Below are 26,792 nucleotides of genomic sequence, written 5' to 3'. Positions count from 1 at the left end.
CTCCGGTGCGACGGTCCGGTTCAGCCGGTTCGGGTCGTCCACGGGCTTGTGGTGGGGCTGGGGCAGGCCGAGCTTGACGGTCAGGCCGTCCGGGGACGGGGTGCCGTAGAATCAGGGTGAGTGCCGTGACCGTGTCCCGTACGCCGGGCGTCTTGGCGGTATCCTCCCAGATGCCCCGTATGCGTTCCAGCGAGGCCGCCTCCAGGCGCACCATGATGTCGAAGTCGCCGCTGAGGATCTCGCAGATGACGACCTCGGGGATGCGTTTGAGTGCGGCCAGGACGTCGCCGCCGCGCATGCGGTCCTGGCGGTAGACGAGTACGAGCGCGGAGACGACATCGCTGGTGTCGTCGCCGGCGCGGACGATGGTGTAGCCGGCGATGTGTCCCTCGCGCTCCAGCCGTTCGATGCGCTGGCGCACCGCGTTGCGGGACAGCAGCACCTTGCTGGCCAGTTCGGAGTGTGAGATGCGGGCGTTGCGGGTCAGCTCGGCGATGATCTTCTCGTCGATGGCGTCCACAGGGGACCGTCTCCTTCGCGAATCGGGCGAGGTTGCACACCCCCACGGCACGCGGATCGCAGGCGTGCCACAGACCGTGATGCGGCGCGGCGGCTACACCCGCCCAAACCCTGCTATTCCACGAGGGGACAGCCTGCGGTCGTTCCGGCTCGGCGGAGAGCCGGTGCTTGGGAAGGCTGTCTCTCGCATCTGTCCAACTTTCGGGATCTCGGCTCACTTCGGCAGGATCACCCGAGAGCCGCGTGCCGGAAAATGGAATTACATGCCAGAATGTGGCACACATGATGGCGGTGGCCCGGAGGGCAGTCAAGAGGGTCTCGGGCGGAACTCATCCCACCGGAGCCCGATGCCAGCAGGCCGAGACCGCGTCCTGGGCGAGCAGGACCTTGGCAAATCATGTTCAGTTGCGGCGAGTTCGACTGGGCCGTCGGCGAAGGCGTGTCCATCGATCAGCCCGAGAACGCCTCCGCGAACGCGCCCGAACGCTGCTTGATCCCGCTGCAGTCGGTCTGCGCGACGTTCGCCTTCGCCTTGCCGCGCGCGCACTGCCGGTCACGGGCCGCCGCCCACATCGACACCCAGGCGATGTCCTTCTCCTCGGCGAACGACCGGACTTGGGCCGCGTCGGGCAACGTGAACGTCTCGTTGTCGACGTCGTTGACGCCGATCATCGAGGTGAGCGCGAGGCCGTTCCAGGCGTCCTCGGACGAGAGGCCGAAGATTTTCTTCAGCTGGCCGTGGGTCGCCTTGGCCGCCTTGATCGCGTACGTGCCCATGTCGCCGTCGTACGAACTCCCGTAGTTCATGGTCATGATGTTGACCGCGGAGACCTGTACGTCACTGTCGTTGGCGGACTTCAACACGGCCCGGCTGTCCTTGTTGAGGCCGTGTGGCATCACCGGCAGCGTGAAGGACACCCGGACTTCGGGGCGCTGCCTCTGGAGCAGGGCGATGGCCTTGGAGCGCACGGCCACCGACTTGGAGTCGCCCAACGGGTCGCCCTCGATGTCGAAGTCGGCCTCCGTCGCACCGGCGGCGTCGAGCGCGGTCGCATAGGCGTCGGCCAGCTTGGAGGCGTTCTTGCAGGTCGTCGCGAGCTCCTTGCCGGAGGCTCCGCCGAAGGAGACCCGCACGCTGCTGCCGGACGACTTCAGCGCCGAGATCCTGGACTTCACCGCCGGCTGGTCGATGGCCTTCGCACCCCACGTCGGCGTGCAGCCGCCCCGGCCCGCGATCACGAAGGCCAGGTTGAAGGCCGACGCGGAGCCCGCCGATTCGTTGCCGGAGGCCGCGGTGGCGCTGACGTACGGGACGAACGCGGGACTCGGTAAGGGCCTCTCCGGCGGTGACTGTGACGGCGTATCCGGCGAGGTCTCCGTGGAGGGGACCGGCGTTCTCGGAAGTGTGGGGGCCGCCTGCGAGGGGGACGGGTCCGAGGAGCACCCGGTACAGGTCAGCGCCGTCGCGAAGACAAGCCCGGCAGCCGGTTTAAGGAGACTCCTCATTGCACATCCACCTCTCTTGTGACGTACGTCGGGGATCTCTCGTGACGTACGTCGAGGAACGGGCAACGTCTCAAAAGCGGCCGGTCTTCGACCCACGCCCTGCCCGGCAGGCCGGGCGTCCCAGCTCTGCTCCCGGCTGCCACAATGGGCCCGTGACCCGCGCTTCCCTGAACAAGCAGCCGCACGAAGTCGCCTCGATGTTCGACGACGTGGCGGAACGGTACGACCTCACGAACGACGTGCTCTCGCTCGGCCAGGACCGGCGGTGGCGCAAGGAGGTCGCGAAGGCGGTGGACGCGCGGCCCGCGCAGAAGGTGCTGGACCTGGCGGCGGGTACGGCCACCTCGTCCCTGCCCTTTGTACGGACCGGGGCGTACGTCGTGCCGTGCGACTTCTCGCTCGGGATGCTCCAGGTCGGCAAGAAGCGCCACCCCTGGCTGCCGCTGACGGCGGGCGACGCGACGAGGCTGCCCTTCAAGGACGACACCTTCGACGCGGTGACGATCTCCTTCGGCCTGCGGAACGTACAGGACACGGACGCGGCCCTGCGCGAGCTGTACCGGGTGACCAGGCCGGGCGGGCGCGTGGTGATCTGCGAGTTCTCGCACCCCACTTGGGCGCCCTTCCGCACCGTGTACACGGAGTACCTGATGCGAGCGCTGCCGCCGGTCGCGAGGGCGGTGTCCTCCAACCCCGACGCGTACGTCTATCTCGCCGAGTCCATCCGCGCCTGGCCCGACCAGCCCGCACTGGCCGAGCGTCTGCGCAAGGCCGGCTGGTCGAAGGTGGCTTGGCGCGATCTCACGGGCGGGATCGTGGCGTTGCACCGGGGCTTCAAGCAGAGCTGAGCAGTCGAAGTCCGGTGCGGCCCCGCGCCCCATAGGGGCGCGGGGCTGTATCAATATGCGGCTCCGCCCCGCGGGCGCGACAAGCCACGACGGACTCGCAGTTTCGAAACCGCCTTGCCCAGTGGAGCGCATGTCACCGCAAGACCTCGAACGGGTCACCCGGTTCATCGAGTTCGCGGTACAAGCCCCCTGTCGGCGGGTGAGGGAGCCGCGGCTCCCGAACCCCCGCTCCGCCGCCGCCCTCTCCTTCACCGAAGTCGAACCACACGGTGACGACGGCACCGGGTGGCACCTCGGTGCCGGGCAGCGGGTACTGGCGTACGACGTAGTCGACGACGGTCAGATGGAAGTCGGGCCGGTCGGGCGCGGCGAGCATCACGCCACGTGCCTCGGCCGTCTCGCGCGCGTCCACGGCCATCAGGCCGACGAACCGCGGTACACGCACATCGGGTGGTTTGCGCACAGACGTCACCCCCAGCGGTACCGGAAGAGTAAGCCCTGCCGCGCGCTGCCGGAAGCCGGGCGCCGCCCGTAAGGCGTCCCCCGGCCCCGGAGGCCGGCCTGGTAGGCGTCACCCATCTCGGCGGCCGCCCCGGAAGCCGTCACCGGTCTCAGAGGTCGAGTCGGCAGCAGGGGACCGTCTCAGAGGTCCAGTCGGTAGCAGTGGCCCGTCTGCTGCGAGGCCGGCGAGGTGAACCTCTCGACCAGGGTCATACCCAGGCGTCTGGTCACCGCGATGGAGCGTTCGTTGCGGGAGTTGACCATCGCCACCACGCTGGGGACGTCTGCCGCCCGCAGCCGGTCGATCGTGTTCCACGCGGCAGCGGTGACGTATCCCTTGCCCCAGTACGCCCGCCCGAGCCGCCACCCGATCTCGATCTCGCCCTTCGGACCCCAGTCGTGCGGCCACGGCTGGGCGCCCGTGAAGCCGATGACGTCGTCCTTCTCGTCGAGCATGGTCCAGAAGCAGAAGCCGTACTCGGCGTCGTGCCGGCGCTGCCGCGCGGTCAGCTCCTCGTAGACGGACAGCTCGGCCGGCTTTCCGCCGTGGAACTCCATCACGTCCGGGTCGTCGAAGATCCGGTGCCAGGCGAAGGCGTCCTCGTCGGTGGGGACGCGCAGTCGTACCACGGGGGAAGGTCGGTTCATGGAGTGGCCCTTCAGCAGGGTGATCAGTACCGCTGAATAGACTGCCCATGTCCAGTGCCCGTCGGCACGTTGATTTCGAGTCTTGGGGAGACCCCACCGTGACCGAGCCCCAGCCCCTCTCCGAACACACCGCCGATGTGATCGTCGTCGGGGCCGGGCCAGCCGGTTCCACCACCGCGTACTACCTTGCGAAGGCCGGACTCGACGTCCTGCTCCTGGAGAAGACCGCGTTTCCGCGGGAAAAGGTCTGCGGCGACGGGCTGACGCCCCGCGCGACCAAGCAGCTCGTCTCGATGGGCATCGACATCTCCGAGGAGGCGGGCTGGCTCCGGAACAAGGGGCTTCGCATCATCGGCGGCGGTGTCCGCCTCCAACTGGACTGGCCGGATCTCGCCGCCTACCCCGACTACGGGCTCGTACGAAAGCGGGACGACTTCGACGAGCAACTGGCGCGGCAGGCGCAGAAGGCGGGCGCCCGGCTGTACGAGCGCTGCAATGTGGGCGCCCCGATCGTCGACGACCGCACCGGCCGCGTCACCGGCGTGCACGCGAAGCTCGGCGACGCCGACTCGAAGGAGAAGCGCGCGGTCACCTTTCACGCCCCGCTGGTCGTCGCGGCCGACGGCAACTCGACCCGGCTGTCCCTCGCCATGGGCCTGCACCGGCGCGACGACCGGCCGATGGGCGTCGCGGTGCGCACGTATTTCACGTCCCCGCGCCACGAGGACGACTATCTGGAGTCCTGGCTGGAGCTGTGGGACCGGCGCGGCCCGGGCGAGGACCGGCTGCTGCCCGGTTACGGCTGGATCTTCGGCATGGGCGACGGCACCTCGAACGTCGGCCTGGGCGTCCTCAACACCTCTTCCTCCTTCAAGGAACTGGACTGGCGCGAGGTGCTGAAGGCCTGGTGCGCGTCGATGCCGGAGGAGTGGGGCTACACCCCGGACAACATGACGATCCCGATCCGCGGCGCCGCCCTCCCCATGGCCTTCAACCGCCAACCGCACTACACGAAGGGCCTGTTGCTCGTCGGCGACGCGGGCGGCATGGTGAACCCCTTCAACGGCGAGGGCATCGCGTACGCCATGGAGTCCGGCCAGATCGCCGCCGACGTCATCGTCCAGGCGCACGCCCGCGCGACGCCCGCCCAGCGCGAACTCGCCCTCCAGCGCTACCCGAAGGTCCTCAAGGACACCTACGGCGGTTACTACAACCTCGGGCGCGCCTTCGTGAAGCTCATCGGCAACCCGAAGGTCATGAAGATCGCGACGCAGCGCGGACTCACGCACCCCGTGCTGATGAAGTTCACGCTGAAGATGCTCGCCAACCTGACCGACCCGACGGGCGGCGACGCGATGGACCGCATCATCAACGGGCTGAGCAAGGTGGCGCCCAAGGCGTGACGCCCACGCGCGATGAGGGCCGCTTCCCCCAGTGGGGAAGCGGCCCTTCACGTTGCGCGACCGGGGTGACCGGAGGCGGACGCCCCGGTCCGGTCAGAGTCAGAGCACGCGCACCGCGCCGCTCGCCGGGTAGCCCGACAGCTCCTGGATGACGACGCCCTTGCCGGGGTTCGCGGCGTCCAGGTACTTGCCGTCTCCGATGTAGACACCCGTGTGGTACGCGGAGCCCTTACCGCCCCAGTACAGGATGTCGCCGACCTGAATGTCGGACAGCGGGACGTCGGTCCCGACCGTCGACTGGTCCTGCGAGACGCGCGGCAGGTCCACGCCGACCTGCTTGAACGCGGCCTGGACCAGGCTGGAGCAGTCCCATGCGTTGGGGCCGGTGGCGCCCAGGACGTAGGCGTCGCCGACCTGCGCCTTGAGGAAGTTGATGACCGTACCGACGCTGCCGCTCGCCGGTGCGGGGACATCGGTGTCCGTGCTCGGGGCGGAGGCGGTCAGGGTGGTCCGCTCGGCGGCCCGCGAGGCGGCGGCCTTGCGCTCGGCCTCGGCCTTCTTCTTGGCCTCCGCCTTCTTCTTCGCCTGGGCGAGGTCGGCCTTGGCCTGCTTGGCGGCCTTGGCGGCGGCCGCGTCACGCTCGGCCAGCAGCTCGTAGTCGGCCGCGGCCTGCTGGGTGGCGGCCGCGGACTCGGCCACGGTCGCGGAGAGGTCGGCCGTGAGCGTGGGCAGTTCGATCGTCTGGGTCACGGGCTCGGCCGCGTTCGCCGATCCGGCCGCAGCGCCCACTGCCAGGGTGCTGAGGACGCCACCGGCAACTCCGGCGCGCGCGAGCTTCGAACTGCTGCGAGGCCGGGGTTTCCGGTGGCTGGGTATGTGAGCGGTGTGGGACATGAGTCCAACCGGTATCAGGGGCTCCTCCATATCTTCAAGAAACGTGTGGTGCGCCACAGTTGTTCAATGGGCGGCCCAAATTCAGGAAGTGGCGATCCTTATTGACGCCGTACCGGGCAAAGTGGACACCGTCCAACCGGCCTCTGAGCAAGGTCTTTTCGCATTACGTCCGAATTGCCCGCCGCCTACCATTCGTTGAGACCGATGGCCAAGCCCCGCTTGTGTACCGGGGCTTTGGATGTGACGCAGGTCACGGAACGGTCACCTCGGCGGATACGTCTCGCCCTCTGTGTCTCGGTCGGGTCTCAAGTTCGTGTTCCGCTCGTGAACGGATGCACGCTCTCGTGTCCGTCCACACCGGTGCGCCAACTCCCCCCGAAGTGTGAATGAGTTCCTCTACCAAGCGCTGACGTCCAGTACCAATTTGCTTGCGGTGGCTGCCTCTTGGTATTGGGCCGCGCTGCCGGACCTGCGGTAACGAGCGAAATTGTCACTTCTGGTGATCACTCGGACGCTTCCTGAGCGAAGATCGGTACGCCTCCGACTTCATGATCCAGTGCCAGGTGGTGGAGATCACAAAGGCGTTGTCGTACCCCGTGTCGCAGATCACAGACCGGCAGGCATAAGATGCGTGGCAGTTGGGCTTGTGACCTGCTTCACATGTACGCGATCTTCGTGAAGCCGCACGGGGCTTGCGAGTCTCGTGAAGCCGACGGAGCCTGTGAGCTTCGTGGGGCAGGTGAAGTCCGACGAACCTCCCCAGCCTCCGGCCGGGGGGACCCCGCAAGCAGTCAATGCCGACTGAGAGGAGCGAGGAGCGGTGAACGCGTATGCGCCCATCCTCGTATTGGGAGCCCTCGGGGCAGGCTTTGCGATCTTCTCCGTGGTCATGGCCACGCTTATCGGTCCAAAGCGGTACAACCGGGCCAAACTCGAGGCCTACGAGTGCGGTATCGAGCCGACCCCCACGCCGGCCGGCGGCGGGCGGTTCCCGATCAAGTACTACCTGACGGCGATGCTCTTCATCATTTTCGATATCGAGATCGTCTTCCTCTATCCCTGGGCCGTCACCTTCGACGCCCTTGGGGTATTCGGGCTCGTGGAGATGCTGCTCTTCGTGCTCACCGTCTTCGTCGCGTACGCGTACGTATGGCGGCGCGGCGGCCTGGAATGGGACTGAACCCCGGATAGGGGACAGAGGAGCCACTGAGCATGGGACTCGAAGAAAAGCTGCCGAGCGGTTTCCTGCTGACCACCGTCGAGCAGGCCGCTGGGTGGGTGCGCAAGTCGTCCGTCTTTCCCGCCACCTTCGGCCTCGCCTGCTGCGCCATCGAGATGATGACGACCGGTGCGGGCCGCTACGACCTGGCGCGCTTCGGCATGGAGGTCTTCCGCGGCTCACCGCGCCAGGCCGACCTGATGATCGTCGCCGGACGTGTCAGCCAGAAGATGGCGCCGGTGCTGCGGCAGGTCTATGACCAGATGCCGAACCCCAAGTGGGTGATCTCCATGGGGGTCTGTGCGTCGTCGGGCGGGATGTTCAACAACTACGCGATCGTGCAGGGCGTCGATCACATCGTCCCTGTCGACATCTATCTGCCCGGCTGTCCGCCACGGCCCGAGATGCTGATGGACGCGATTCTCAAGCTGCACCAGAAGATCCAGACCTCGAAGCTCGGCGTGAACGCCGAGGAGGCGGCCCGCGAGGCGGAGGAAGCGGCGCTCAAGGCGCTCCCCACCATCGAGATGAAGGGCCTGCTGCGGTGAGCGACGCGAACGACAAAGGCAGCAACGGGGTGAACCCCGAGAAGGACCTGGCCGCCTCCAACCTTCCCGGCCAGCGCGGCGACCAGGGAGAGGAGATCCGCGTCCAGCGCGGCATGTTCGGCGCCAGCAACGGCGGCGACACCTCCGGCTACGGCGGCCTGGTCCGCTCCGTGCGGCTGCCGGGACCCGCCACACGGCCGTACGGCGGCTGGTTCGACGAGGTCGCCGACGAGCTGGAGGGCGCCCTGGAGGAACAGGGACTCGTCCCCGAGAACGCCATCGAGAAGACGGTCGTCGACCGCGACGAGATCACCTTCCACATCGAACGCGAGCATCTGGTCCGCGTCGCTCAGACCCTGCGCGACGACCCGGCCCTCCGCTTCGAGCTGTGCACGGGGGTGAGCGGGGTCCACTACCCCGGCGACAAGGGCCGCGAGCTGCACGCCGTCTACCACCTGCGCTCGATCACCCACAACCGGCTGATCCGCCTCGAAGTCAGCGCCCCGGACAGTGAGCCGCACATCCCGTCCCTGGTCTCCGTCTATCCGACGAACGACTGGCACGAGCGCGAGACGTACGACTTCTTCGGCATCGTCTTCGACGGTCACCCGGCCCTGACGCGGATCATGATGCCGGACGACTGGCAGGGCTTCCCGCAGCGCAAGGACTATCCCCTCGGCGGCATCCCCGTCGAGTACAAGGGCGCCCAGATCCCGGCTCCGGACCAGCGGAGGTCCTACTCATGAGCACTCAGTCAGCAGCTGCCCGCGAAACCACCGAGGGCACCGTCTACACGGTCACCGGTGGCGACTGGGACGAGGTCGTCCAGACCGCGGCCCGGGCCGACGACGAGCGCATCGTCGTCAACATGGGCCCGCAGCACCCGTCCACCCACGGCGTGCTCCGGCTGATCCTGGAGATCGACGGCGAGACGGTCACCGAAGCCCGCTGCGGAATCGGTTATCTGCACACCGGCATCGAGAAGAACCTCGAGTTCCGTACGTGGACACAGGGCACGACCTTCGTGACGCGCATGGATTACCTGACGTCGTTCTTCAACGAGACCGGGTACTGCCTCGCCGTCGAGAAGCTCCTCGGCATCGAGGACCAGGTCCCCGACCGCGCCTCCATCATCCGCGTGCTCCTGATGGAGCTGAACCGGCTCTCCTCGCACTTGGTGTGCATCGCCACCGGCGGCATGGAACTCGGCGCCACCACGATCATGATCTACGGCTTCCGTGATCGTGAACTCGTTCTCGACATCTACGAGCTGATCACCGGCCTGCGCATGAACCACGCGTACATCCGGCCCGGCGGCCTGGCTCAGGACCTGCCTCCGGGCGCGGTGGACCAGATCCGCGAGTTCGTGAAGAAGATGAAGAAGAACCTTCCCGAGTACGACAAGCTCGCCACCGGGAACCCCGTCTTCAAGGCCCGTATGCAGGACATCGGCTACCTCGACCTGGCCGGCTGCATGGCCCTCGGCGCCACCGGCCCGATCCTCCGCTCGGCCGGCCTCCCGCACGACCTGCGCAAGGCGCAGCCGTACTGCGGCTACGAGACGTACGACTTCGACGTTCCGACCGCCGACACCTGCGACGCGTACGGGCGCTTCCTGATCCGCCTGGAGGAGATGCGCCAGTCGCTGCGGATCATCGAGCAGTGCCTGGACCGGCTGGAGCCCGGTCCGGTCATGGTCGCCGACAAGAAGATCGCCTGGCCCGCACAGCTGGCCCTCGGCCCGGACGGCCTCGGCAACTCCCTCGACCACATCAAGCAGATCATGGGCACCTCCATGGAGTCCCTGATCCACCACTTCAAGCTGGTGACCGAGGGCTTCAGGGTCCCGCCCGGCCAGGCGTACGCCGCCGTCGAGTCGCCCAAGGGCGAACTCGGGGTGCATGTCGTGTCCGACGGCGGCACCCGCCCCTACCGGGTCCACTACCGCGACCCGTCCTTCACCAATCTGCAGGCCATGGCGGCGATGTGCGAGGGCGGCCAGGTCGCCGACGTCATCGTCGCCGTCGCGTCCATCGACCCCGTGATGGGAGGCGTCGACCGGTGACCACCACTCCTTCCGAGCAGGGCGTACAGGCACAGGGCGTCAGCCTGGGCATGCCCCAACTGCCCGCGCCCGACTACCCGGACGACGTTCGAGCCCGGCTCGAGGCCGACGCGCGCGAAGTCATCGCCCGCTACCCGGACTCCCGGTCCGCCCTCCTGCCGTTGCTGCATCTCGTGCAGTCGGAGGAGGGTCATGTCACGCGCACCGGCATGCAGTTCTGCGCCGACATGCTGGACCTGACCACGGCCGAGGTCACCGCGGTCGCCACCTTCTACACCATGTACCGGCGCAAGCCCTCCGGTGACTACCAGGTGGGCGTCTGCACCAACACCCTGTGCGCGGTGATGGGCGGCGACGCGATCTTCGAGGCACTCCAGGACCACCTCGGTGTCGGCAACGGCGAGACCACCGACGACGGCAAGGTCACCCTGGAGCACATCGAGTGCAACGCGGCCTGCGACTTCGCCCCGGTCGTGATGGTCAACTGGGAGTTCTTCGACAACCAGACCGTGGACACCGCGAAGCGCCTTGTGGACGACCTGCGCGCGGGTGCCCAGGTCGAACCGACGCGCGGCGCCCCCTTGTGCACGTTCAAGGAGACCGCACGGGTCCTGGCCGGCTTCCCCGACGAGCGCCCCGGAGCCGTCGAGGCGGGCGGCAGCGCGGGACCGGCCTCACTGACCGGCCTCCGGCTGGCGAAGGGCCAGATGGCTCCCGCGCGCGTGGTGCACCCGCGGGGCTCCGGCGGTCCGCAGGACCAGCCGCCCGCCGAGCACCTCAGCTCGCATGACGCGCCGCAGCGGACCTCGGCCTCCGACCCCGCGCATCCCGCGGGCCCGGTCTCCGAGGAGGGGGAGTGATGACCTTGGCAGCCGAGATCAAAGACACCGGCCCGGAGAAGCTGCTCGCACCCGTGCTGTCGGCCTTCTGGGACGAGGACAAGTCCTGGACGCTGGACGTGTACCGAAGGCACCAGGGGTACGAGGGGCTGCGCAAGGCCCTCGCCATGTCGCCGGACGACCTCATCGCGTACGTGAAGGAATCCGGTCTGCGCGGACGTGGCGGCGCGGGATTCCCCACGGGCATGAAGTGGCAGTTCATCCCGCAGGGCGACGGCAAGCCTCACTATCTGGTTGTCAACGCCGACGAATCGGAACCGGGCACCTGCAAGGACATCCCGCTTCTCTTCGCGAACCCGCATAGCCTCATCGAGGGCATCGTGATCGCTTGTTACGCGATCCGGTCTTCGCATGCCTTCATCTATCTGCGCGGTGAAGTCGTCCCCGTGCTGAGGCGGCTGCACGAGGCAGTACGGGAGGCGTATGCGGCGGGATACCTCGGCGAGAACATTCTGGGCAGCGGACTCGATCTCCAGGTCACCGTGCACGCGGGCGCGGGCGCGTACATCTGTGGTGAGGAGACCGCACTGCTCGACTCGCTCGAGGGCCGCCGTGGCCAGCCGCGACTTCGTCCCCCCTTCCCTGCTGTCGCGGGGCTCTACGCGTGCCCGACTGTGGTGAATAACGTCGAGTCGATCGCATCGGTTCCCGCGATTCTGAACAAGGGAAAGGAATGGTTCAGGTCGATGGGCAGCGAGAAGTCCCCGGGCTTCACGCTCTACTCGCTCAGCGGCCATGTCGCCCGTCCCGGTCAGTACGAGGCGCCGCTCGGCATCACGCTGCGCCAGCTGCTCGACATGAGCGGCGGGATGCGGCCCGGGCACCGGCTCAAGTTCTGGACGCCGGGCGGCTCTTCGACCCCGATGTTCACCGACGAGCACCTCGACGTCCCTCTTGATTACGAAGGAGTGGGTGCCGCGGGTTCCATGCTCGGCACAAAAGCACTCCAGTGTTTCGACGAGACGACGTGTGTCGTGCGGGCGGTGACACGGTGGACGGAGTTCTACGCCCATGAGTCCTGCGGCAAGTGCACGCCCTGCCGCGAAGGGACGTACTGGCTCGTGCAGTTGCTGCGAGACATCGAGGCCGGCAAGGGCGTCATGTCCGACCTCGACAAGCTGAACGACATCGCCGACAACATCAACGGCAAGTCCTTCTGCGCCCTCGGCGACGGCGCCGCCTCGCCGATCTTCTCCTCCCTCAAGTACTTCCGCGAGGAGTACGAGGAGCACATCACGGGCCGGGGCTGCCCCTTCGACCCGGCCAAGTCCACGGCCTGGGCCGACAAGGACAAGCACGCGGAGGTGAACGCATGACTGTGACCACCAGCGCTCCCTCCGGGGGCGGGGAGGCGGCCATTCCGCCGGAAGATCTCGTCTCGCTGACCATCGACGGCATCGAGATCAGCGTGCCCAAGGGCACCCTGGTCATCCGCGCCGCCGAACAGCTCGGCATCGAGATCCCCCGCTTCTGCGACCACCCGCTCCTCGACCCGGCCGGCGCCTGCCGCCAGTGCATCGTCGAGGTCGAAGGCCAGCGCAAGCCCATGGCATCCTGCACGATCACCTGCACGGACGGGATGGTCGTCAAGACCCATCTCACCTCTCCTGTCGCCGAGAAGGCCCAGAAGGGTGTGATGGAGCTGCTGCTCATCAACCACCCGCTGGACTGCCCGGTCTGCGACAAGGGCGGCGAGTGCCCCCTGCAGAACCAGGCCATGTCGCACGGCAACGCCGAGTCCCGCTTCGAGGGCAAGAAGCGGACCTTCGAGAAGCCCGTCCCGATCTCCCCTCAGGTGCTGCTCGACCGTGAGCGGTGCGTGCTGTGCGCCCGGTGTACCCGGTTCAGCAACCAGGTCGCGGGTGACCCGATGATCGAGCTGCTCGAGCGGGGCGCACTGCAGCAGGTGGGTACCGGCGAGGGCGATCCTTTCGAGTCGTACTTCTCCGGGAACACCATCCAGATCTGCCCGGTGGGCGCGCTGACGTCGGCGGCATACCGCTTCCGCTCTCGCCCCTTCGACCTCGTCTCCTCGCCTTCGGTGTGCGAGCACTGCTCCGGCGGCTGCGCGACCCGTACCGACCACCGGCGCGGCAAGGTCATGCGGCGGCTCGCCGCTCCCGACCCCGAGGTCAACGAGGAGTGGATGTGCGACAAGGGGCGGTTCGGCTTCCGGTACGCGCAGCAGCGGGACCGGCTGACGACGCCTCTGGTGCGGGGCGAGTCAGGTGAGCTGGAGCCCGCTTCGTGGCCCGAGGCCCTTTCGGCGGCGGCCGAGGGGCTGTTGGCGGCCCGCTCCAGGACCGGTGTCCTGACCGGCGGCCGGCTGACCGTCGAGGACGCCTACGCGTACAGCAAGTTCGCGCGCGTGGCACTCGACACGAACGACATCGACTTCCGCGCGCGCGTGCACAGCGGCGAGGAGGCCGACTTCCTGGCCGCCCGGGTCGCCGGACGCGGCCGGAACCTCGACGGCACGGGCGTCACGTACACCTCCCTGGAGAAGGCGCCCGCCGTCCTGCTTGTCGGTATCGAGGCCGAGGAGGAGGTGCCCGGCGTCTTCCTGCGGCTGCGCAAGGCCTGGCGGGGGCACGGGCAGAAGACGTTCGCGCTGGCCACGCACGCGACCCGAGGACTGGAGAAGGCGGGCGGCACTCTGCTGCCCGCCGCGCCCGGCACCGAGACCGAGTGGCTGGACGCGCTCGCGTCCGGTGTCGGCCTGGAGGGCGACGGCGCGACGGCCTCCGAGGCGCTGCGAGCCGAGGGCGCCGTGATCGTCGTAGGGGAGCGGCTGGCCGCCGTGGCGGGCGGGCTCACCGCCGCCGTACGGGCCGCCTCCGCGACCGGTGCCGAACTGGTGTGGATCCCGCGCCGGGCCGGGGAGCGCGGCGCCATCGAGGCGGGTGCGCTGCCCTCGCTGCTGCCTGGCGGGCGTCCGGCCACCGACTCGCGCGCGCGGGTCGAGGTCGCCGCGGCCTGGGGCGTCTCCGAACTCCCGCTCCGGGATGGACGTGACACCGGCCAGATCGTCGAGGCCGCCGCCACCGGTGAGCTGGCCGCGCTCGTCGTGGCCGGCGTCGAGGTCGCGGACCTGCCCGATCCGGCACGCGCGCGTGCGGCACTGTCCGAAGTGGGCTTCCTGGTGTCGCTCGAACTGCGCCCCAGTGAGGTCACCGAGCACGCGGATGTCGTACTCCCCGTCGCCGCCGTCGCGGAGAAGGCGGGCACCTTCCTCAACTGGGAGGGCCGGGCACGGTCCTTCGAGGCGGCGCTCAAGCCCGACCAGATGACCCGCCGGCTGGCGCCGACCGACGCCCGCGTCCTGCAGATGCTCGCGGACGCCATGGACGTACACCTGGGGCTGCCCGATCTGCGCACCGCGCGTGTGGAGCTCGACCGGCTCGGCGCCTGGGACGGTGCACGGGCCACCGAGCCCCTGGAGACAGGAGCCCAACTGCCGCGTCCCGCCGCCGGGGAGGCAGTCCTCGCCGGACACCGGCTGCTGCTCGACCAGGGCCGCCTCCAGGAGGGCGACGAGGCGCTCGCCGGGACCCGGCATGCCGCACGCGCGCGCGTGTCGGCCGCCACGGCAGCCGAGGCCGGCGTCAAGGACGGCGACGCCCTGGCCGTGACCGGCCCCACCGGAGTGGTCGAATTCCCGCTGCAGATCACGGAGATGCCCGACCGCGTGGTGTGGCTTCCGCTGAACTCCGCCGGGGGAGGCGTCGCCTCCGACACCGGCGCGATCCCCGGTGACCTCGTCCGCATCGGCCCGGCGACGCTCGCCCCCGAGGCCCCCAAGGAGGTGAAGGCATGACTCCGGACCTCATCGCGACGTCGTACCTCGCTGCTGAAGACCTCTCCATGTTCGGCCGCGACCCCTGGTGGCTGGTTGTCATCAAGGCGGTCTTCTGCTTCGCCTTCCTGATGTTGACCGTGCTCTTCTCCATCGTGTGGGAGCGCAAGGTCGTCGCCTGGATGCAGCTGCGCATCGGCCCCAACCGGCACGGCCCCTGGGGGATGCTCCAGTCGCTCGCCGACGGCATGAAACTGATGCTCAAGGAAGACGTCATCGTCAAGCGCGCGGACAAGGTGGTCTACATCCTCGCGCCGGTCGTCGCGGCCATCCCGGCCTTCATGGCGATCGCGGTGATCCCCTTCGGGCCGGCCGGCAACGAAATCTCGATCTTCGGCCAGCGCACCACGATGCAGCTCACCGACCTGCCGATCGCGATGCTCTACATCCTCGCGGTCGCCTCGGTGGGCATCTACGGGATCGTACTGGCGGGTTGGAGTTCTGGATCCACCTATCCGCTGCTCGGCGGCCTGCGGGCCTGTGCGCAGATGATCTCGTACGAGATCGCGATGGGTGTCGCCTTCGCCTCGGTGTTCCTCTACTCGGGGTCGATGTCGACCTCGGCGATCGTCGAGTCACAGCAGGACCGCTGGTACATCGTGCTGCTGCCGGTCTCGTTCCTGATCTACATCGCGACGATGGTCGGCGAGACCAACCGTGCGCCCCTCGACATGCCGGAGTCCGAAGGCGATCTGGTGGGCGGTTTCAACACCGAGTACTCGTCGATCAAGTTTGCGATGTTCATGCTCGCCGAGTACGTGAACATGGTGACGGTCTCGGCTGTGGCGGTGACCCTCTTCCTCGGTGGCTGGCGGGCCCCCTGGCCGGTCAGCACGTTCTGGGAGGGTGCCAACCACGGCTGGTGGCCGATGCTCTGGTTCGTCCTCAAGGTCCAGGTGTCGCTGTTCTTCTTCATCTGGCTGCGCGGCACGCTGCCCCGTGTCCGCTACGACCAGCTGATGAAGTTCGGCTGGAAGGTCCTCCTTCCGGTCTCGGTCACCTGGCTGATGGCCGTCGCGACCGTGCGAACCCTGCGCAACGAGAACTACGACTTCGCCGACATCGCCCTCTATGTCGCCGCAGCGGTCCTCGGCCTGCTGGTGCTCTCGTTCGCCGTCGACATGTTCCGCGGCCGGAAGTCCGCCGAGGAGGCGCCCGCGGAGGCCGCCGCCTTCGACCCGATGGCGGGCGGATACCCCGTACCACCGCTGCCGGGACAGGCCCTGCCACCGGTGCCGAGGCGACGCCCGCGCCGGGAGCGGGAGTTGATTGTCAGTGGCGGGGTCGATACTGCCAGTGACGGATCTGATGGATCTCGTGACGGAAAGGAGGCGTCCGATGGCTGATGAGCAGAAGGAGACCAAACCCGGTTTCCAGAATCCCGTCGCAGGCTTCGGCGTGACCTTCAAGGCCATGTTCAAGAAGCGGCTGACCGAGCAGTACCCCGAACAGAAGAAGACCACCGCCCCGCGATTCCATGGCCGGCACCAGCTCAACCGCCATCCGGACGGCCTGGAGAAGTGCATCGGCTGTGAGCTGTGTGCGTGGGCCTGCCCGGCGGACGCGATCTATGTGGAGGGCGCGGACAACACCGAGGAGGAGCGCTACTCCCCGGGCGAGCGGTACGGCCGCGTTTACCAGATCAACTACGCCCGCTGCATCCTGTGCGGGCTGTGCATCGAGGCGTGCCCCACGCGCGCGTTGACGATGACGAACGAGTTCGAGCTGGCCGACAGCAGCCGCGCCAACCTCATCTACACCAAGGAGCAGCTGCTCGCCGGCCTCGAAGAGGGCATGGTCGACAGCCCGCACTCGATCTTCCCCGGGACGGACGAGCAGGACTACTACCGGGGTCTGGTCACTGAGGCTGCGCCGGGTACGGAGCGTCAGGTGGCCCTCTCCAAGGGAGAGGTGCCGCAGGAGGCCGCCTCGACCTTCGGCGAGGACGAGCCGGCGTCGAAGAAGGTGATCGGACGATGACAGGTCTCGCCGCCTACACCACCTCCACCGGAGAGGCCTTCCAGTTCTGGGTCCTCGGCACCATCGCGGTGATCGGCGCCCTGTGCACCGTCTTCATGAAGAAGGCCGTGCACAGCGCCCTCTGCCTCGCCGGGACCATGATCATCCTGGCGGTGTTCTACCTCGCCAACGGCGCCTACTTCCTGGGCATCGTGCAGATCGTCGTCTACACCGGCGCGATCATGATGCTGTTCCTCTTCGTGGTCATGCTCGTCGGCGTCACCGCCGCCGACTCACTGAAGGAGACCATCAAGGGGCAGCGCTGGCTGGCCCTCCTGTGCGGCCTCGGCTTCGGCATCCTGCTCTGCGCGGGAATCGGCAACGCGTCGCTGAACGAGTTCAACGGCCTGGGCCAGGCCAACGCCGGTGGCAACGTGGAGGGTCTCGCCGCCCTCATCTTCACGAAGTACGTCTTCGCCTTCGAGCTCACCGGTGCCCTGCTCATCACTGCCGCCGTCGGCGCCATGGTGCTCACACACCGGGAGCGCACCGAGCGGGCCAAGACCCAGCGCGAGATGGCCGAGGAGCGCGTACGGGAAGGCAAGCAGCTCCCGCCGCTGCCCGCCCCCGGCGTCTACGCCCGGCACAACGCGGTGGACATCGCGGGCCTCCTCCCGGACGGCACCGCGTCCGAACTCACCGTCATCAAGACGCTGCGGGAGCGCGGCCAGATCCGCGATGTGTCCAACGAGGCGATCAACGACCTCAAGGCCCTGGAGCAGCGCGCGGAGGAACGGCTCGGCCGGGAAGAGGAGGCCAAGAAGTGAATCCCGTCAACTACCTCTACCTCGCCGCCCTGTTGTTCACGATCGGCGCCTCCGGCGTCCTGATCAGGCGGAACGCGATCGTGGTGTTCATGTGCGTCGAGCTCATGCTCAACGCCTGCAACCTCGCGCTCGTGGCCTTCTCCCGGATGCACGGCAATCTCGACGGCCAGATCATCGCCTTCTTCACGATGGTCGTCGCCGCCGCGGAGGTCGTGGTCGGGCTCGCGATCATCGTGTCACTGTTCCGTTCCCGCCACTCGGCCTCGGTCGACGACGCCAGCCTGATGAAGCTCTGAGGGGTCGCTGAATCGTGGAGAACCTGATTGCGCTGCTGGTAGCGGCGCCTCTGCTCGGAGCGGCCGTACTGCTGTGCGGTGGCCGGCGGCTCGATGCCGTCGGCCACTGGATCGGCACCGTCCTCGCGGCCGCCTCCTTCGTGATCGGCGCGATCCTCTTCGCCGACATGCTCGGGAAGGGCGCGGAAGAACGGGAGATGGCCCAGCACCTGTTCAGCTGGGTCCCCGTAGAGGGCTTCCAGGCCGATGTCGCCTTCCAGCTCGACCAGCTGTCGATGACGTTCGTGCTGCTGATCACCGGCGTCGGCTCCCTGATCCACCTGTACTCCGTCGGGTACATGGAGCACGACGAGCGGCGCCGCCGCTTCTTCGGCTATCTGAACCTGTTCCTCGCGGCAATGCTGTTGCTCGTCCTCGCTGACAACTACCTGCTGCTGTACGTCGGCTGGGAGGGCGTCGGTCTCGCCTCGTACCTGCTGATCGGCTTCTGGCAGCACAAGCCCAGCGCCGCGACCGCCGCGAAGAAGGCCTTCCTGGTCAACCGCGTCGGCGACATGGGCCTTTCCATCGCGATCATGCTGATGTTCGCCTGGTTCGGCACCTTCGCCTTCGGGCCGGTGCTGGAGGCGACGGGCGAGACGAGCGAGGGCAAGCTCACCGCCATCGGCCTGATGCTGCTGCTCGCCGCCTGCGGCAAGTCCGCCCAGGTGCCGCTGCAGTCCTGGCTCGGGGACGCGATGGAGGGCCCGACCCCGGTCTCGGCCCTCATCCACGCCGCGACGATGGTGACCGCGGGCGTGTACCTGATCGTCCGCTCCGGCGCGATCTTCAACGGGGCGCCGGACGCCCAGCTGGCCGTCACCGTCGTCGGCGCCGTCACGCTCCTGTTCGGTGCGATCGTCGGTTGTGCGAAGGACGACATCAAGAAGGCGCTGGCCGGCTCGACCATGTCGCAGATCGGCTACATGATCCTTGCCGCGGGCCTCGGCCCCATCGGCTACGTCTTCGCGATCATGCACCTGGTGACGCACGGCTTCTTCAAGGCCGGGCTCTTCCTCGGCGCCGGTTCGGTCATGCACGGCATGAACGACGAGGTCGACATGAGGAAGTACGGCGGCCTCAGGAAGTACATGCCGGTCACCTTCGTCACCTTCGGTCTCGGCTACCTCGCCATCATCGGTTTCCCCGGTCTGTCCGGCTTCTTCTCCAAGGACAAGATCATCGAGGCTGCCTTCGCCAAGGGCGGCACCGAGGGCTGGATCCTCGGAGGCGTGGCCCTCCTCGGCGCGGCCATCACCGCGTACTACATGACGCGCGTGATGCTGATGACGTTCTTCGGAGAGGAGCGCTGGCGGCATGCTCCGACGCCGTCCCCGGCCGAGCCGAGCGTGGAGCCGGCTGCCGAGACACATGGCGAGCACGCTGAACCGCATCCGCACGAGTCGCCCAGTTCCATGACGATCCCCATGATCGTGCTGGCCTTCGGGTCGGTGTTCGCGGGAGCGTTCTTCGGTATCGGCGACCGGTTCATCCACTGGCTGGAGCCCGTCACCGACCACGCGCACGGGCACCCGCCGGTCAGCGCCCTGACGGTCACCCTCTCCACGGTGGCCGTGATGGTCATCGGCGTCGGCCTCGCCTACGCCCAGTACGGGCGCCGTCCTGTGCCCGTCGTCGCCCCGCGCGGCTCCCTGCTCACCAGGGCCGCCCGGCGTGACCTCCTCCAGGACGACTTCAACCACGTCGTCCTCGTACGCGGCGGAGAGCACCTCACACGCTCCCTGGTGTACGTCGACCACAGCCTGGTCGACGGGGTCGTCAACGGCACGGCGGCCTCGATGGGCGGCCTCTCCGGACGGCTGCGCAGGCTGCAGAACGGCTTCGCGCGCTCGTACGCGGTCTCGATGTTCGGCGGTGCGGCGGTCCTCATCGCCGCGACCCTGCTGATGAGGGCGGTCTGATACCGATGTCCTTTCCACTGCTGACAGCGACGGCGGCGCTCCCGGCCCTCGGGGCGATCGCCACGGCCGCCGTGCCGGCCGCGCGCCGCACCGCCGCCAAATGGCTGGCGCTGCTGGTCTCGCTCGCCACCCTGGTACTCGCCGTGGTGGTCCTGGTCCGCTTCGAGCCCGGTGGCGACCGCTACCAACTCACCGAATCCCACGCCTGGATCGCGGACTTCGGGGTGCGCTACGAGCTGGGTGTGGACGGCATCGGGGTGGCGCTGATCGCGCTGACCGCGCTGCTGATCCCGTTCGTCATTCTCGCGGGCTGGCACGATGCCGACCCGCTGGAGACCCGCAGCAGCCGCTGGCGTCCGACACAGGGCTTCTTCGCCCTGATCCTCGCCGTCGAGGCGATGGTGATCCTCTCCTTCGAGGCCACCGACGTCTTCCTCTTCTACATCTTCTTCGAAGCCATGCTCATCCCGATGTACTTCCTCATCGGCGGCTTCGGAGACCGCGCCCACGCGGGCACGGACGAGAACGCGGCAGCCCAACGCTCGTACGCCGCCGTGAAGTTCCTCCTCTACAACCTGGCCGGCGGCCTGATCATGCTGGCCGCCGTGATCGGCCTCTACGTAGTGGCCGGAAACTTCTCGCTCCAGGAGATCGCCGAGGCCCGGGCGAACGGCACGCTGGACATGGCGACCAGCACCGAACGCTGGCTCTTCCTGGGCTTCTTCTTCGCGTTCGCCGTGAAGGCACCCCTGTGGCCGCTGCACACCTGGCTGCCGAACGCCATGGGGGAGGCCACCGCCCCGGTCGCCGTACTGATCACGGCGGTCGTCGACAAGGTCGGCACCTTCGCGATGCTGCGCTTCTGCCTCCAGCTCTTCCCGGAGGCATCGAAGTGGGCGACGCCGGTCATCCTTGTACTCGCCCTGATCAGCATCGTCTACGGGGCGCTGCTCGCGGTCGGGCAGCGTGACATCAAGCGGCTGGTGGCGTACGCGTCGATCTCGCACTTCGGCTTCATCATCATGGGCATCTTCGCGATGACCAGCCAGGGCCAGTCGGGCGCGACGCTCTACATGGTCAACCACGGGATCTCGACCGCCGCCCTGATGCTGGTGGCCGGCTTCCTCATCTCGCGGCGCGGCTCGCGGCTGATCGCCGACTACGGAGGAGTGCAGAAAGTCGCCCCGGTGCTCGCCGGCACCTTCCTGATCGGCGGCCTCGCGACTCTCTCGCTGCCCGGCCTCGCGCCGTTCGTGAGTGAATTCCTGGTACTGGTCGGCACGTTCACGCGCTATCCGGTGATCGGGATCATCGCCACCTTCGGCATCGTCCTCGCCGCGCTCTACACCCTCGTCCTCTACCAGAGGACGATGACGGGCCCAGTGAAGCCCGAGGTCTCGGCGATGCCCGACCTGAGGTTGCGAGAACTCGTGGTGGTCACCCCGCTGATCGCCCTGTTGATCTTCCTGGGCGTCTTCCCGAAGCCGCTCACCGACATCGTCAACCCGGCGGTCGAGCACACCATGTCCGACGTACAGAAGCAGGACCCCGAGCCTGAGGTGGAGGCGGCCAAGTGAGCGCAACAGCCGTCCACAGCCTGTGGACAATGGCGGCCGATCCGATCGAGAAGATCGACGCGCCCAAGATCGAATACGGGCAGTTGGCGCCCACCCTGATCGTCATCGGCGCGGCGATCATCGGCGTGCTCATCGAGGCGGTCGTGCCGCGCAAGTCCCGTTACTACGCCCAGGTGTTCCTGTCCGTCGTCTCGCTCGCCGCTGCCTTCGCCGCAGTCATCGCGCTCGCGACCAGGGGATACGGCACCACGAAGGCCGGCATCGCGGCGATGGGCGCCGTCGCCGTCGACGGTCCGGCCCTCTTCCTGCAGGGCACGATCCTGCTGGCCGGTCTGCTCGGCGTGTTCACCTTCGCCGAACGGCGGCTCGACCCCGTGGCGCACGGCAACCGGGTCGACTCATTCGCCGCGCAGGCAGCGTCCGTGCCGGGCAGCGACAGCGAAAAGGCCGCGGTGAAGGCAGGGTTCACCACCACCGAGGTGTTCCCGCTGCTCCTCTTCGCCATCGGCGGAATGCTCGTCTTCCCCTCCGCCAACGACCTGTTGACGCTGTTCGTCGCCCTGGAAGTCTTCTCACTGCCGCTCTACCTGCTGTGCGCCGTGGCCCGCCGCAAGCGGATCATGTCGCAGGAGGCCGCGGTCAAGTACTTCCTGCTCGGCGCCTTCGCCTCCGCGTTCACGCTCTTCGGCATCGCCCTGCTGTACGGCTACGCGGGCTCGGTGTCGTACGCGACGATCGCGCAGGTCGTCGACGGCTCGATCGAGAACGTGACCCCGGCGCTCGCCGAGACCATGGGCAACGACGCGTTGCTGCTCATCGGCGCCGCGATGCTCGTCATGGGCCTGCTGTTCAAGGTGGGCGCGGTGCCGTTCCACATGTGGACCCCGGACGTGTACCAGGGCGCGCCGACACCGGTGACCGGCTTCATGGCCGCCGCCACCAAGGTGGCCGCCTTCGGGGCGCTGCTGCGTCTGCTGTACGTGGTGCTGCCGGGCCTGAGCTGGGACTGGCGGCCGGTGATGTGGGCCGTCGCGATCGTCACCATGCTGGGCGGCGCGATCGTCGCGATCACCCAGACCGACATCAAGCGGCTCCTGGCGTACTCGTCGATCGCGCACGCGGGCTTCATCCTCGCCGGTGTCATCGCGACCTCGGCTGACGGTGTCTCGTCCGTGCTCTTCTACCTGGCGGCGTACTCCTTCGTCACCATCGGCGCGTTCGCGGTCGTGACCCTGGTGCGGGACGCGGGCGGCGAGGCCACGCATCTGTCCAAGTGGGCGGGGCTCGGGCGGCGTTCGCCTCTGGTGGCAGCGGTGTTCGCGGTCTTCCTACTGGCCTTCGCGGGCATTCCGCTCACCTCCGGCTTCGCCGGGAAGTTCGCCGTGTTCAAGGCGGCGGCGGAGGGCGGCGCGGGCGCGATCGTCGTGGTCGGTGTGATTTCGTCGGCCATCGCGGCGTTCTTCTACATCCGCGTGATCGTGCTCATGTTCTTCAGCGAGCCGAAGCCCGAGGGACCGACGGTGGCCGTGCCGTCACCGCTGACGATGACGGCGATCGCGTTCGGCGTGGTGGTCACGCTGGTTCTGGGTGTGGCGCCGCAGTACTTCCTGGATCTGGCAGGGCAGGCGGGAGTGTTCGTGCGCTGACGTGCGCACCCGCACATCGGGCCCCGGCTCCCTTCGCGGGAGCCGGGGCCTTGTGCGTGTCCGCCGGGAGTCGACGGGTGCCATCGAAGCCAGCCTGTGGATAACTCTGAGGCTGTCGGTGGTGGCCCCTATCGTGGACGCAGTGGTCGAGGCACGACGTGCGACGGGGGACAGAGCAATGAGCGGGTTGGGCGGGACAGGCGGGACGGGTGTGATGACCGAAGAGGACAGGGCCGCAGGGCTTGCCGGGCAGGCCGTGGGGTTCGGTGAGAGCAGGGCCGCAGGGCTCGCGGAGAGCGAGGTGCTGGGCACGCTCCGCCGTGTCTTCGGGTACGAGGCGTTCCGCGGTGAGCAGGAAGCGGTCATCGAGCATGTGGTGGCCGGCGGCGACGCCGTGGTCCTCATGCCGACGGGCGGCGGCAAGTCGCTCTGCTACCAGATCCCCTCCCTGGTCAGACCTGGTACGGGTGTAGTGGTCTCCCCCCTGATCGCGCTGATGCAGGACCAGGTGGACGCGCTGCGGGCGCTCGGCGTGCGCGCCGGGTTCATGAACTCCACGCAGGACTTCGACGAGCGGCGCGTGGTCGAGGCCGAGTTCCTGGCGGGCGAGCTCGATCTGCTCTACCTCGCCCCGGAGCGGCTGCGCCTGGAGTCCACACTCGACCTGCTCGCCCGCGGCAAGATCTCGGTCTTCGCGATCGACGAGGCACACTGCGTGTCCCAGTGGGGTCATGACTTCCGCCCCGACTATCTGGCGCTCTCACTGTTGGGCGAGCGCTGGCCCGACGTACCGCGGATCGCGCTGACCGCGACGGCCACGCACGCGACGCACCAGGAGATCACGCAGCGCCTGGGCATGCCGGACGCCCGCCATTTCGTGGCGAGCTTCGACCGCCCCAACATCCAGTACCGGATCGTGCCGAAGGCCGACCCCAAGAAGCAACTGCTGTCCTTCCTGAAGGAGGAGCACGCGGGCGACGCCGGCATTGTGTACTGCCTGTCGCGTAACTCCGTGGAGAAGACGGCCGAGTTCCTCTGCCGCAACGGCATCGAGGCGGTGCCGTACCACGCGGGCCTGGACGCGGGCACACGCGCGGCTCACCAGTCGCGGTTCCTGCGCGAGGAAGGCCTGGTCGTCTGCGCGACCATCGCCTTCGGGATGGGCATCGACAAGCCGGACGTACGGTTCGTCGCCCATCTCGACCTGCCGAAGTCGGTCGAGGGCTACTACCAGGAGACGGGCCGCGCGGGCCGCGACGGACTGCCGTCCACGGCCTGGATGGCGTACGGCCTGAACGACGTCATACAGCAGCGCAAGCTGATCCAGTCCGGTGAAGGCGACGAGGCGTTCCGGCGGCGGGCCGCAGCACACCTCGACGCGATGCTCGCGCTGTGCGAGACGGTCCAGTGCCGCCGAGCCCAACTGCTCGCCTACTTCGGCCAGGACGCCGAGACCACGGCGTGCGGGAACTGCGACACATGCCTGGTCCCTCCGGAGACGTGGGACGGCACGGTCGCAGCCCAAAAGGTGCTGTCCACGGTGGTGCGACTGCAGCGCGAGAGGGGCCAGAAGTTCGGGGCGGTCCAGATCGTCGACATCCTGCTCGGGAACAGAACCGCCAAGGTCATACAGTTCGACCACGACCAGCTGTCCGTGTTCGGCATCGGCGAGGAGCTGTCCGAAGGCGAATGGCGCGGTGTTGTACGGCAGTTGCTGGCGCAGGGACTGCTCGCGGTCGAGGGCGAGTACGGGACGCTGGTGCTGACCGAGGCGAGCGGGACGGTGCTGCGGCGTGAGCGGGAGGTGCCGCTGCGCAAGGAGCCGAAGAAGCCGGTGACCGCCAAGTCGGCGTCGCCCAAGGGCGAGCGCAAACCCAAGGCCGTGGCGGTCGAGCTGCCCGAGGAGCTGGTCCCCGCCTTTGAGGCCCTGCGCGCTTGGCGTGCCGCGCAGGCCAAGGAGCAGGGGGTTCCGGCGTACGTCATCTTCCACGACGCGACACTTCGGGAGATCGCCACGGTGGGGCCCACATCCATCGTGGAGTTGGGCGGGATCAGCGGGGTGGGTGAGAAGAAGCTCGCGACGTATGGGGACGGGGTGCTCGGGGTGCTCGCCTCCCTGGCTCCGGGTTCGCAGGAGTCGCCGGCTCCCGCGGCCGAGGGCGGGGACTCGGGGGTGCGGGAGCCGGATCCTGAGGACTGGGGCGAGCCCGATGAGCCGGACGGGCCGGACGGGCCGGACGGGCCGGACGGGCCGGACGACTGGATATAGAGGGCGGGTGGGGCGGACGACCGGGTGAGGCAGAGCGGATGAGAGAGGTACTCACACGCTCGGTACGACCTGACCCGTCACCTCGCCCAGTCCCACCCGGGTTCCGTTCGGCCCCGGTGCCCAGGCCGTCAGCGTGACGACATCGCCGTCCTCGAGGAACGTCCGCTTGCCGTCGGGGAGTTCGAGGGTGTCGCGTCCGTTCCAGGTCAGCTCCAGCAGCGACCCGCGTTCGCGCTCGTCGGCCCCGCTCACCGTTCCCGAACCGTAGAAGTCACCGGTACGCAGGGAAGCGCCGTTCACCGTCATATGGGCCAACTGCTGGGCGGCGGTCCAGTACATGGTGGAGAAGGGCGGCTCGGAGATGACATGGCCGTTGAGGGCGACGGAGATACGCAGGTCGTAGCCGCCGGGTTCCTCGGAGGCGTCGTCCAGGTAGGGGAGCAGGGGGTGAGTACGGGACGGGGGCGCGACCCGAGCATCGTCCAGGGCGTCGAGCGGCGTGATCCAGGCCGACACCGACGTGGCGAAGGACTTGCCGAGGAAGGGGCCGAGGGGGACGTACTCCCAGGCCTGGAGGTCCCGCGCGGACCAGTCGTTGAGAAGGCAGAGGCCGAAGACATGGTCGCGGAAGTCGCTCAGCGGCACCCGTGAGCCCATGGCGGAGGGCGTACCCACCACGAAGCCGACCTCTGCCTCGATGTCCAGGCGGACAGACGGCCCGAAGACCGGCTCGGGGTCCGTGGGTGCCTTGCGCTGGCCACAGGGACGTACCACGTCCGTGCCGGACACCACGACGGTGCCGGACCGGCCGTGATAACCGATCGGCAGGTGCTTCCAGTTGGAGGTGAGGGAGTCGGCGGCGTCGGGGCGGAACATCTTGCCGACATTGCGGGCGTGGTTTTCCGATGCGTAGAAGTCGACGTAGTCCGCGACGGTGAAGGGGAGGTGCAGGGTTACTTCGGAAAGCGGGTGCAGCAGAGGTTCGACGGTCTCCCGGTGGGCGGGCACGGTCAACCACGCTGTGATCGCTCGTCGCACATCCGACCAGGCCGTACGGCCCGCCGCGAGCAGCGGGTCGAGGGAGCGGCGGGCGAGCAGGCGGACGTACGGGGAACCGAGTGCCCGGGCCGCGCCGCCCGCGTCGAGCACGTGGTCGCCCAGCCGGACACCGACACTGCGCTCCTCGGAGCCGGCCGGGGAGAACACGCCGTACGGAAGATTGTGGGGACCGAAGGGATCGCCCTCGGGGACCTCGAAGGGGCGCATGGAGTGCTGCCTCGCTTTCCGTGTGGGTGGGGATCACGTTACGGGGAGTTGACGTCCGCATACCCTGAACTCCTCCAGCATCCGG

The 26,792-nt window shown here is 68.2% G+C and carries 23 protein-coding genes; 17 read left to right on the top strand and 6 right to left on the bottom strand.

The window, feature by feature from the left end; genetic code table 11:
• Together ABD357_RS19205 and ABD357_RS19200 are read right to left on the bottom strand one after the other, a co-directional pair.
• Positions 1–520: Lrp/AsnC family transcriptional regulator (locus tag ABD357_RS19205; RefSeq protein ID WP_344391539.1), on the bottom strand; the 520-nt coding region annotated here is incomplete at its 3' end.
• 449 nt (positions 521–969) lie between these two features.
• Positions 970–2,025, bottom strand: a complete 1,056-nt coding sequence (locus ABD357_RS19200) for a chitinase (protein WP_344391538.1) — start codon at positions 2,023–2,025, stop codon at positions 970–972.
• A 152-nt stretch (positions 2,026–2,177) separates the two neighbouring features.
• On the opposite strand from ABD357_RS19200, the gene ABD357_RS19195 reads away from it, so the two are divergent.
• Complete coding sequence (locus ABD357_RS19195) at positions 2,178–2,873, top strand: demethylmenaquinone methyltransferase (protein ID WP_344391537.1); 696 nt, start codon at positions 2,178–2,180, stop codon at positions 2,871–2,873.
• Positions 2,874–3,006: 133 nt separating this feature from the next.
• On the opposite strand, the gene ABD357_RS19190 is transcribed toward ABD357_RS19195, so the two are convergent.
• Positions 3,007–3,345, bottom strand: a complete 339-nt coding sequence (locus ABD357_RS19190; protein ID WP_344391536.1) for a PASTA domain-containing protein — start codon at positions 3,343–3,345, stop codon at positions 3,007–3,009.
• A 170-nt stretch (positions 3,346–3,515) separates the two neighbouring features.
• Positions 3,516–4,022 (bottom strand): GNAT family N-acetyltransferase, encoded by a 507-nt coding sequence (locus ABD357_RS19185; protein ID WP_344391535.1) that lies wholly within the window; start codon positions 4,020–4,022, stop codon positions 3,516–3,518.
• A gap of 98 nt (positions 4,023–4,120) precedes the next feature.
• Between ABD357_RS19185 and ABD357_RS19180 the strand changes: the two genes are divergently transcribed.
• The gene (locus ABD357_RS19180) at positions 4,121–5,425 is read left to right on the top strand and encodes a geranylgeranyl reductase family protein (protein ID WP_344391534.1); all 1,305 of its coding nucleotides are present in this window, start codon (positions 4,121–4,123) and stop codon (positions 5,423–5,425) included.
• Positions 5,426–5,524: 99 nt separating this feature from the next.
• Here ABD357_RS19180 and ABD357_RS19175 read toward each other — a convergent pair whose 3' ends face one another.
• Complete coding sequence (locus ABD357_RS19175) at positions 5,525–6,349, bottom strand: C40 family peptidase (RefSeq protein ID WP_344391533.1); 825 nt, start codon at positions 6,347–6,349, stop codon at positions 5,525–5,527.
• Positions 6,350–7,139: 790 nt separating this feature from the next.
• Between ABD357_RS19175 and ABD357_RS19170 the strand changes: the two genes are divergently transcribed.
• The 15 genes from ABD357_RS19170 (at position 7,140) to recQ (ending at position 25,441) form a co-directional block, all read left to right on the top strand.
• On the top strand, positions 7,140–7,499 hold the full coding sequence (locus tag ABD357_RS19170; protein ID WP_033319564.1) for an NADH-quinone oxidoreductase subunit A: 360 nt from the start codon (positions 7,140–7,142) through the stop codon (positions 7,497–7,499).
• A gap of 32 nt (positions 7,500–7,531) precedes the next feature.
• Positions 7,532–8,086 (top strand): NuoB/complex I 20 kDa subunit family protein, encoded by a 555-nt coding sequence (locus tag ABD357_RS19165; RefSeq protein WP_010041554.1) that lies wholly within the window; start codon positions 7,532–7,534, stop codon positions 8,084–8,086.
• Positions 8,083–8,832: an NADH-quinone oxidoreductase subunit C gene (locus tag ABD357_RS19160; protein ID WP_344391531.1), complete on the top strand. Its 750-nt coding sequence runs from the start codon at positions 8,083–8,085 to the stop codon at positions 8,830–8,832. The genes ABD357_RS19165 and ABD357_RS19160 overlap by 4 nt, the downstream gene beginning before the upstream one ends.
• Positions 8,829–10,151: an NADH-quinone oxidoreductase subunit D gene (locus ABD357_RS19155; RefSeq protein WP_344391530.1), complete on the top strand. Its 1,323-nt coding sequence runs from the start codon at positions 8,829–8,831 to the stop codon at positions 10,149–10,151. Before ABD357_RS19160 ends, ABD357_RS19155 begins: the two co-directional genes overlap by 4 nt.
• A 50-nt stretch (positions 10,152–10,201) precedes the next feature.
• A complete protein-coding gene (nuoE, locus tag ABD357_RS19150) occupies positions 10,202–11,011 on the top strand; it encodes an NADH-quinone oxidoreductase subunit NuoE (RefSeq protein WP_425584923.1) in 810 nt (269 codons plus the stop codon).
• A complete protein-coding gene (gene nuoF, locus ABD357_RS19145) occupies positions 11,008–12,366 on the top strand; it encodes an NADH-quinone oxidoreductase subunit NuoF (RefSeq protein WP_344391528.1) in 1,359 nt (452 codons plus the stop codon). The genes nuoE and nuoF overlap by 4 nt, the downstream gene beginning before the upstream one ends.
• The gene (locus tag ABD357_RS19140) at positions 12,363–14,867 is read left to right on the top strand and encodes an NADH-quinone oxidoreductase subunit G (protein ID WP_344391527.1); all 2,505 of its coding nucleotides are present in this window, start codon (positions 12,363–12,365) and stop codon (positions 14,865–14,867) included. The genes nuoF and ABD357_RS19140 overlap by 4 nt, the downstream gene beginning before the upstream one ends.
• On the top strand, positions 14,864–16,252 hold the full coding sequence (gene nuoH / locus ABD357_RS19135) for an NADH-quinone oxidoreductase subunit NuoH (RefSeq protein ID WP_344391526.1): 1,389 nt from the start codon (positions 14,864–14,866) through the stop codon (positions 16,250–16,252). Before ABD357_RS19140 ends, nuoH begins: the two co-directional genes overlap by 4 nt.
• Entirely contained in the window at positions 16,245–16,886 is a 642-nt protein-coding gene (nuoI, locus tag ABD357_RS19130; RefSeq protein WP_344391524.1) for an NADH-quinone oxidoreductase subunit NuoI, read from the top strand. Before nuoH ends, nuoI begins: the two co-directional genes overlap by 8 nt.
• Positions 16,883–17,692: an NADH-quinone oxidoreductase subunit J gene (locus tag ABD357_RS19125; protein ID WP_344391523.1), complete on the top strand. Its 810-nt coding sequence runs from the start codon at positions 16,883–16,885 to the stop codon at positions 17,690–17,692. The genes nuoI and ABD357_RS19125 overlap by 4 nt, the downstream gene beginning before the upstream one ends.
• Entirely contained in the window at positions 17,689–17,988 is a 300-nt protein-coding gene (gene nuoK / locus ABD357_RS19120; RefSeq protein ID WP_033319573.1) for an NADH-quinone oxidoreductase subunit NuoK, read from the top strand. The genes ABD357_RS19125 and nuoK overlap by 4 nt, the downstream gene beginning before the upstream one ends.
• A gap of 14 nt (positions 17,989–18,002) precedes the next feature.
• Positions 18,003–19,949: an NADH-quinone oxidoreductase subunit L gene (gene nuoL, locus ABD357_RS19115; RefSeq protein WP_344391520.1), complete on the top strand. Its 1,947-nt coding sequence runs from the start codon at positions 18,003–18,005 to the stop codon at positions 19,947–19,949.
• Positions 19,950–19,954: 5 nt separating this feature from the next.
• Positions 19,955–21,526 carry an NADH-quinone oxidoreductase subunit M gene (locus ABD357_RS19110; protein ID WP_344391517.1) on the top strand — a complete coding sequence of 524 codons (1,572 nt, stop codon included), beginning with the start codon at positions 19,955–19,957 and terminating at the stop codon, positions 21,524–21,526.
• Positions 21,523–23,172: an NADH-quinone oxidoreductase subunit NuoN gene (gene nuoN / locus ABD357_RS19105; RefSeq protein ID WP_344391515.1), complete on the top strand. Its 1,650-nt coding sequence runs from the start codon at positions 21,523–21,525 to the stop codon at positions 23,170–23,172. The genes ABD357_RS19110 and nuoN overlap by 4 nt, the downstream gene beginning before the upstream one ends.
• Positions 23,173–23,386: 214 nt before the next feature.
• Complete coding sequence (recQ, locus tag ABD357_RS19100) at positions 23,387–25,441, top strand: DNA helicase RecQ (protein ID WP_344391513.1); 2,055 nt, start codon at positions 23,387–23,389, stop codon at positions 25,439–25,441.
• A 51-nt stretch (positions 25,442–25,492) separates the two neighbouring features.
• Here recQ and fahA read toward each other — a convergent pair whose 3' ends face one another.
• Entirely contained in the window at positions 25,493–26,707 is a 1,215-nt protein-coding gene (gene fahA / locus ABD357_RS19095; RefSeq protein WP_344391511.1) for a fumarylacetoacetase, read from the bottom strand.
• Positions 26,708–26,792: the final 85 nt, after the last annotated feature.

The organism is Streptomyces vastus (genome assembly GCF_039532825.1).
In the GTDB taxonomy this organism is placed as follows: domain Bacteria; phylum Actinomycetota; class Actinomycetes; order Streptomycetales; family Streptomycetaceae; genus Streptomyces; species Streptomyces vastus.
Note: the sequence above shows the minus strand (reverse complement) of the source record. Positions and strands in the feature narration are given on the sequence as shown.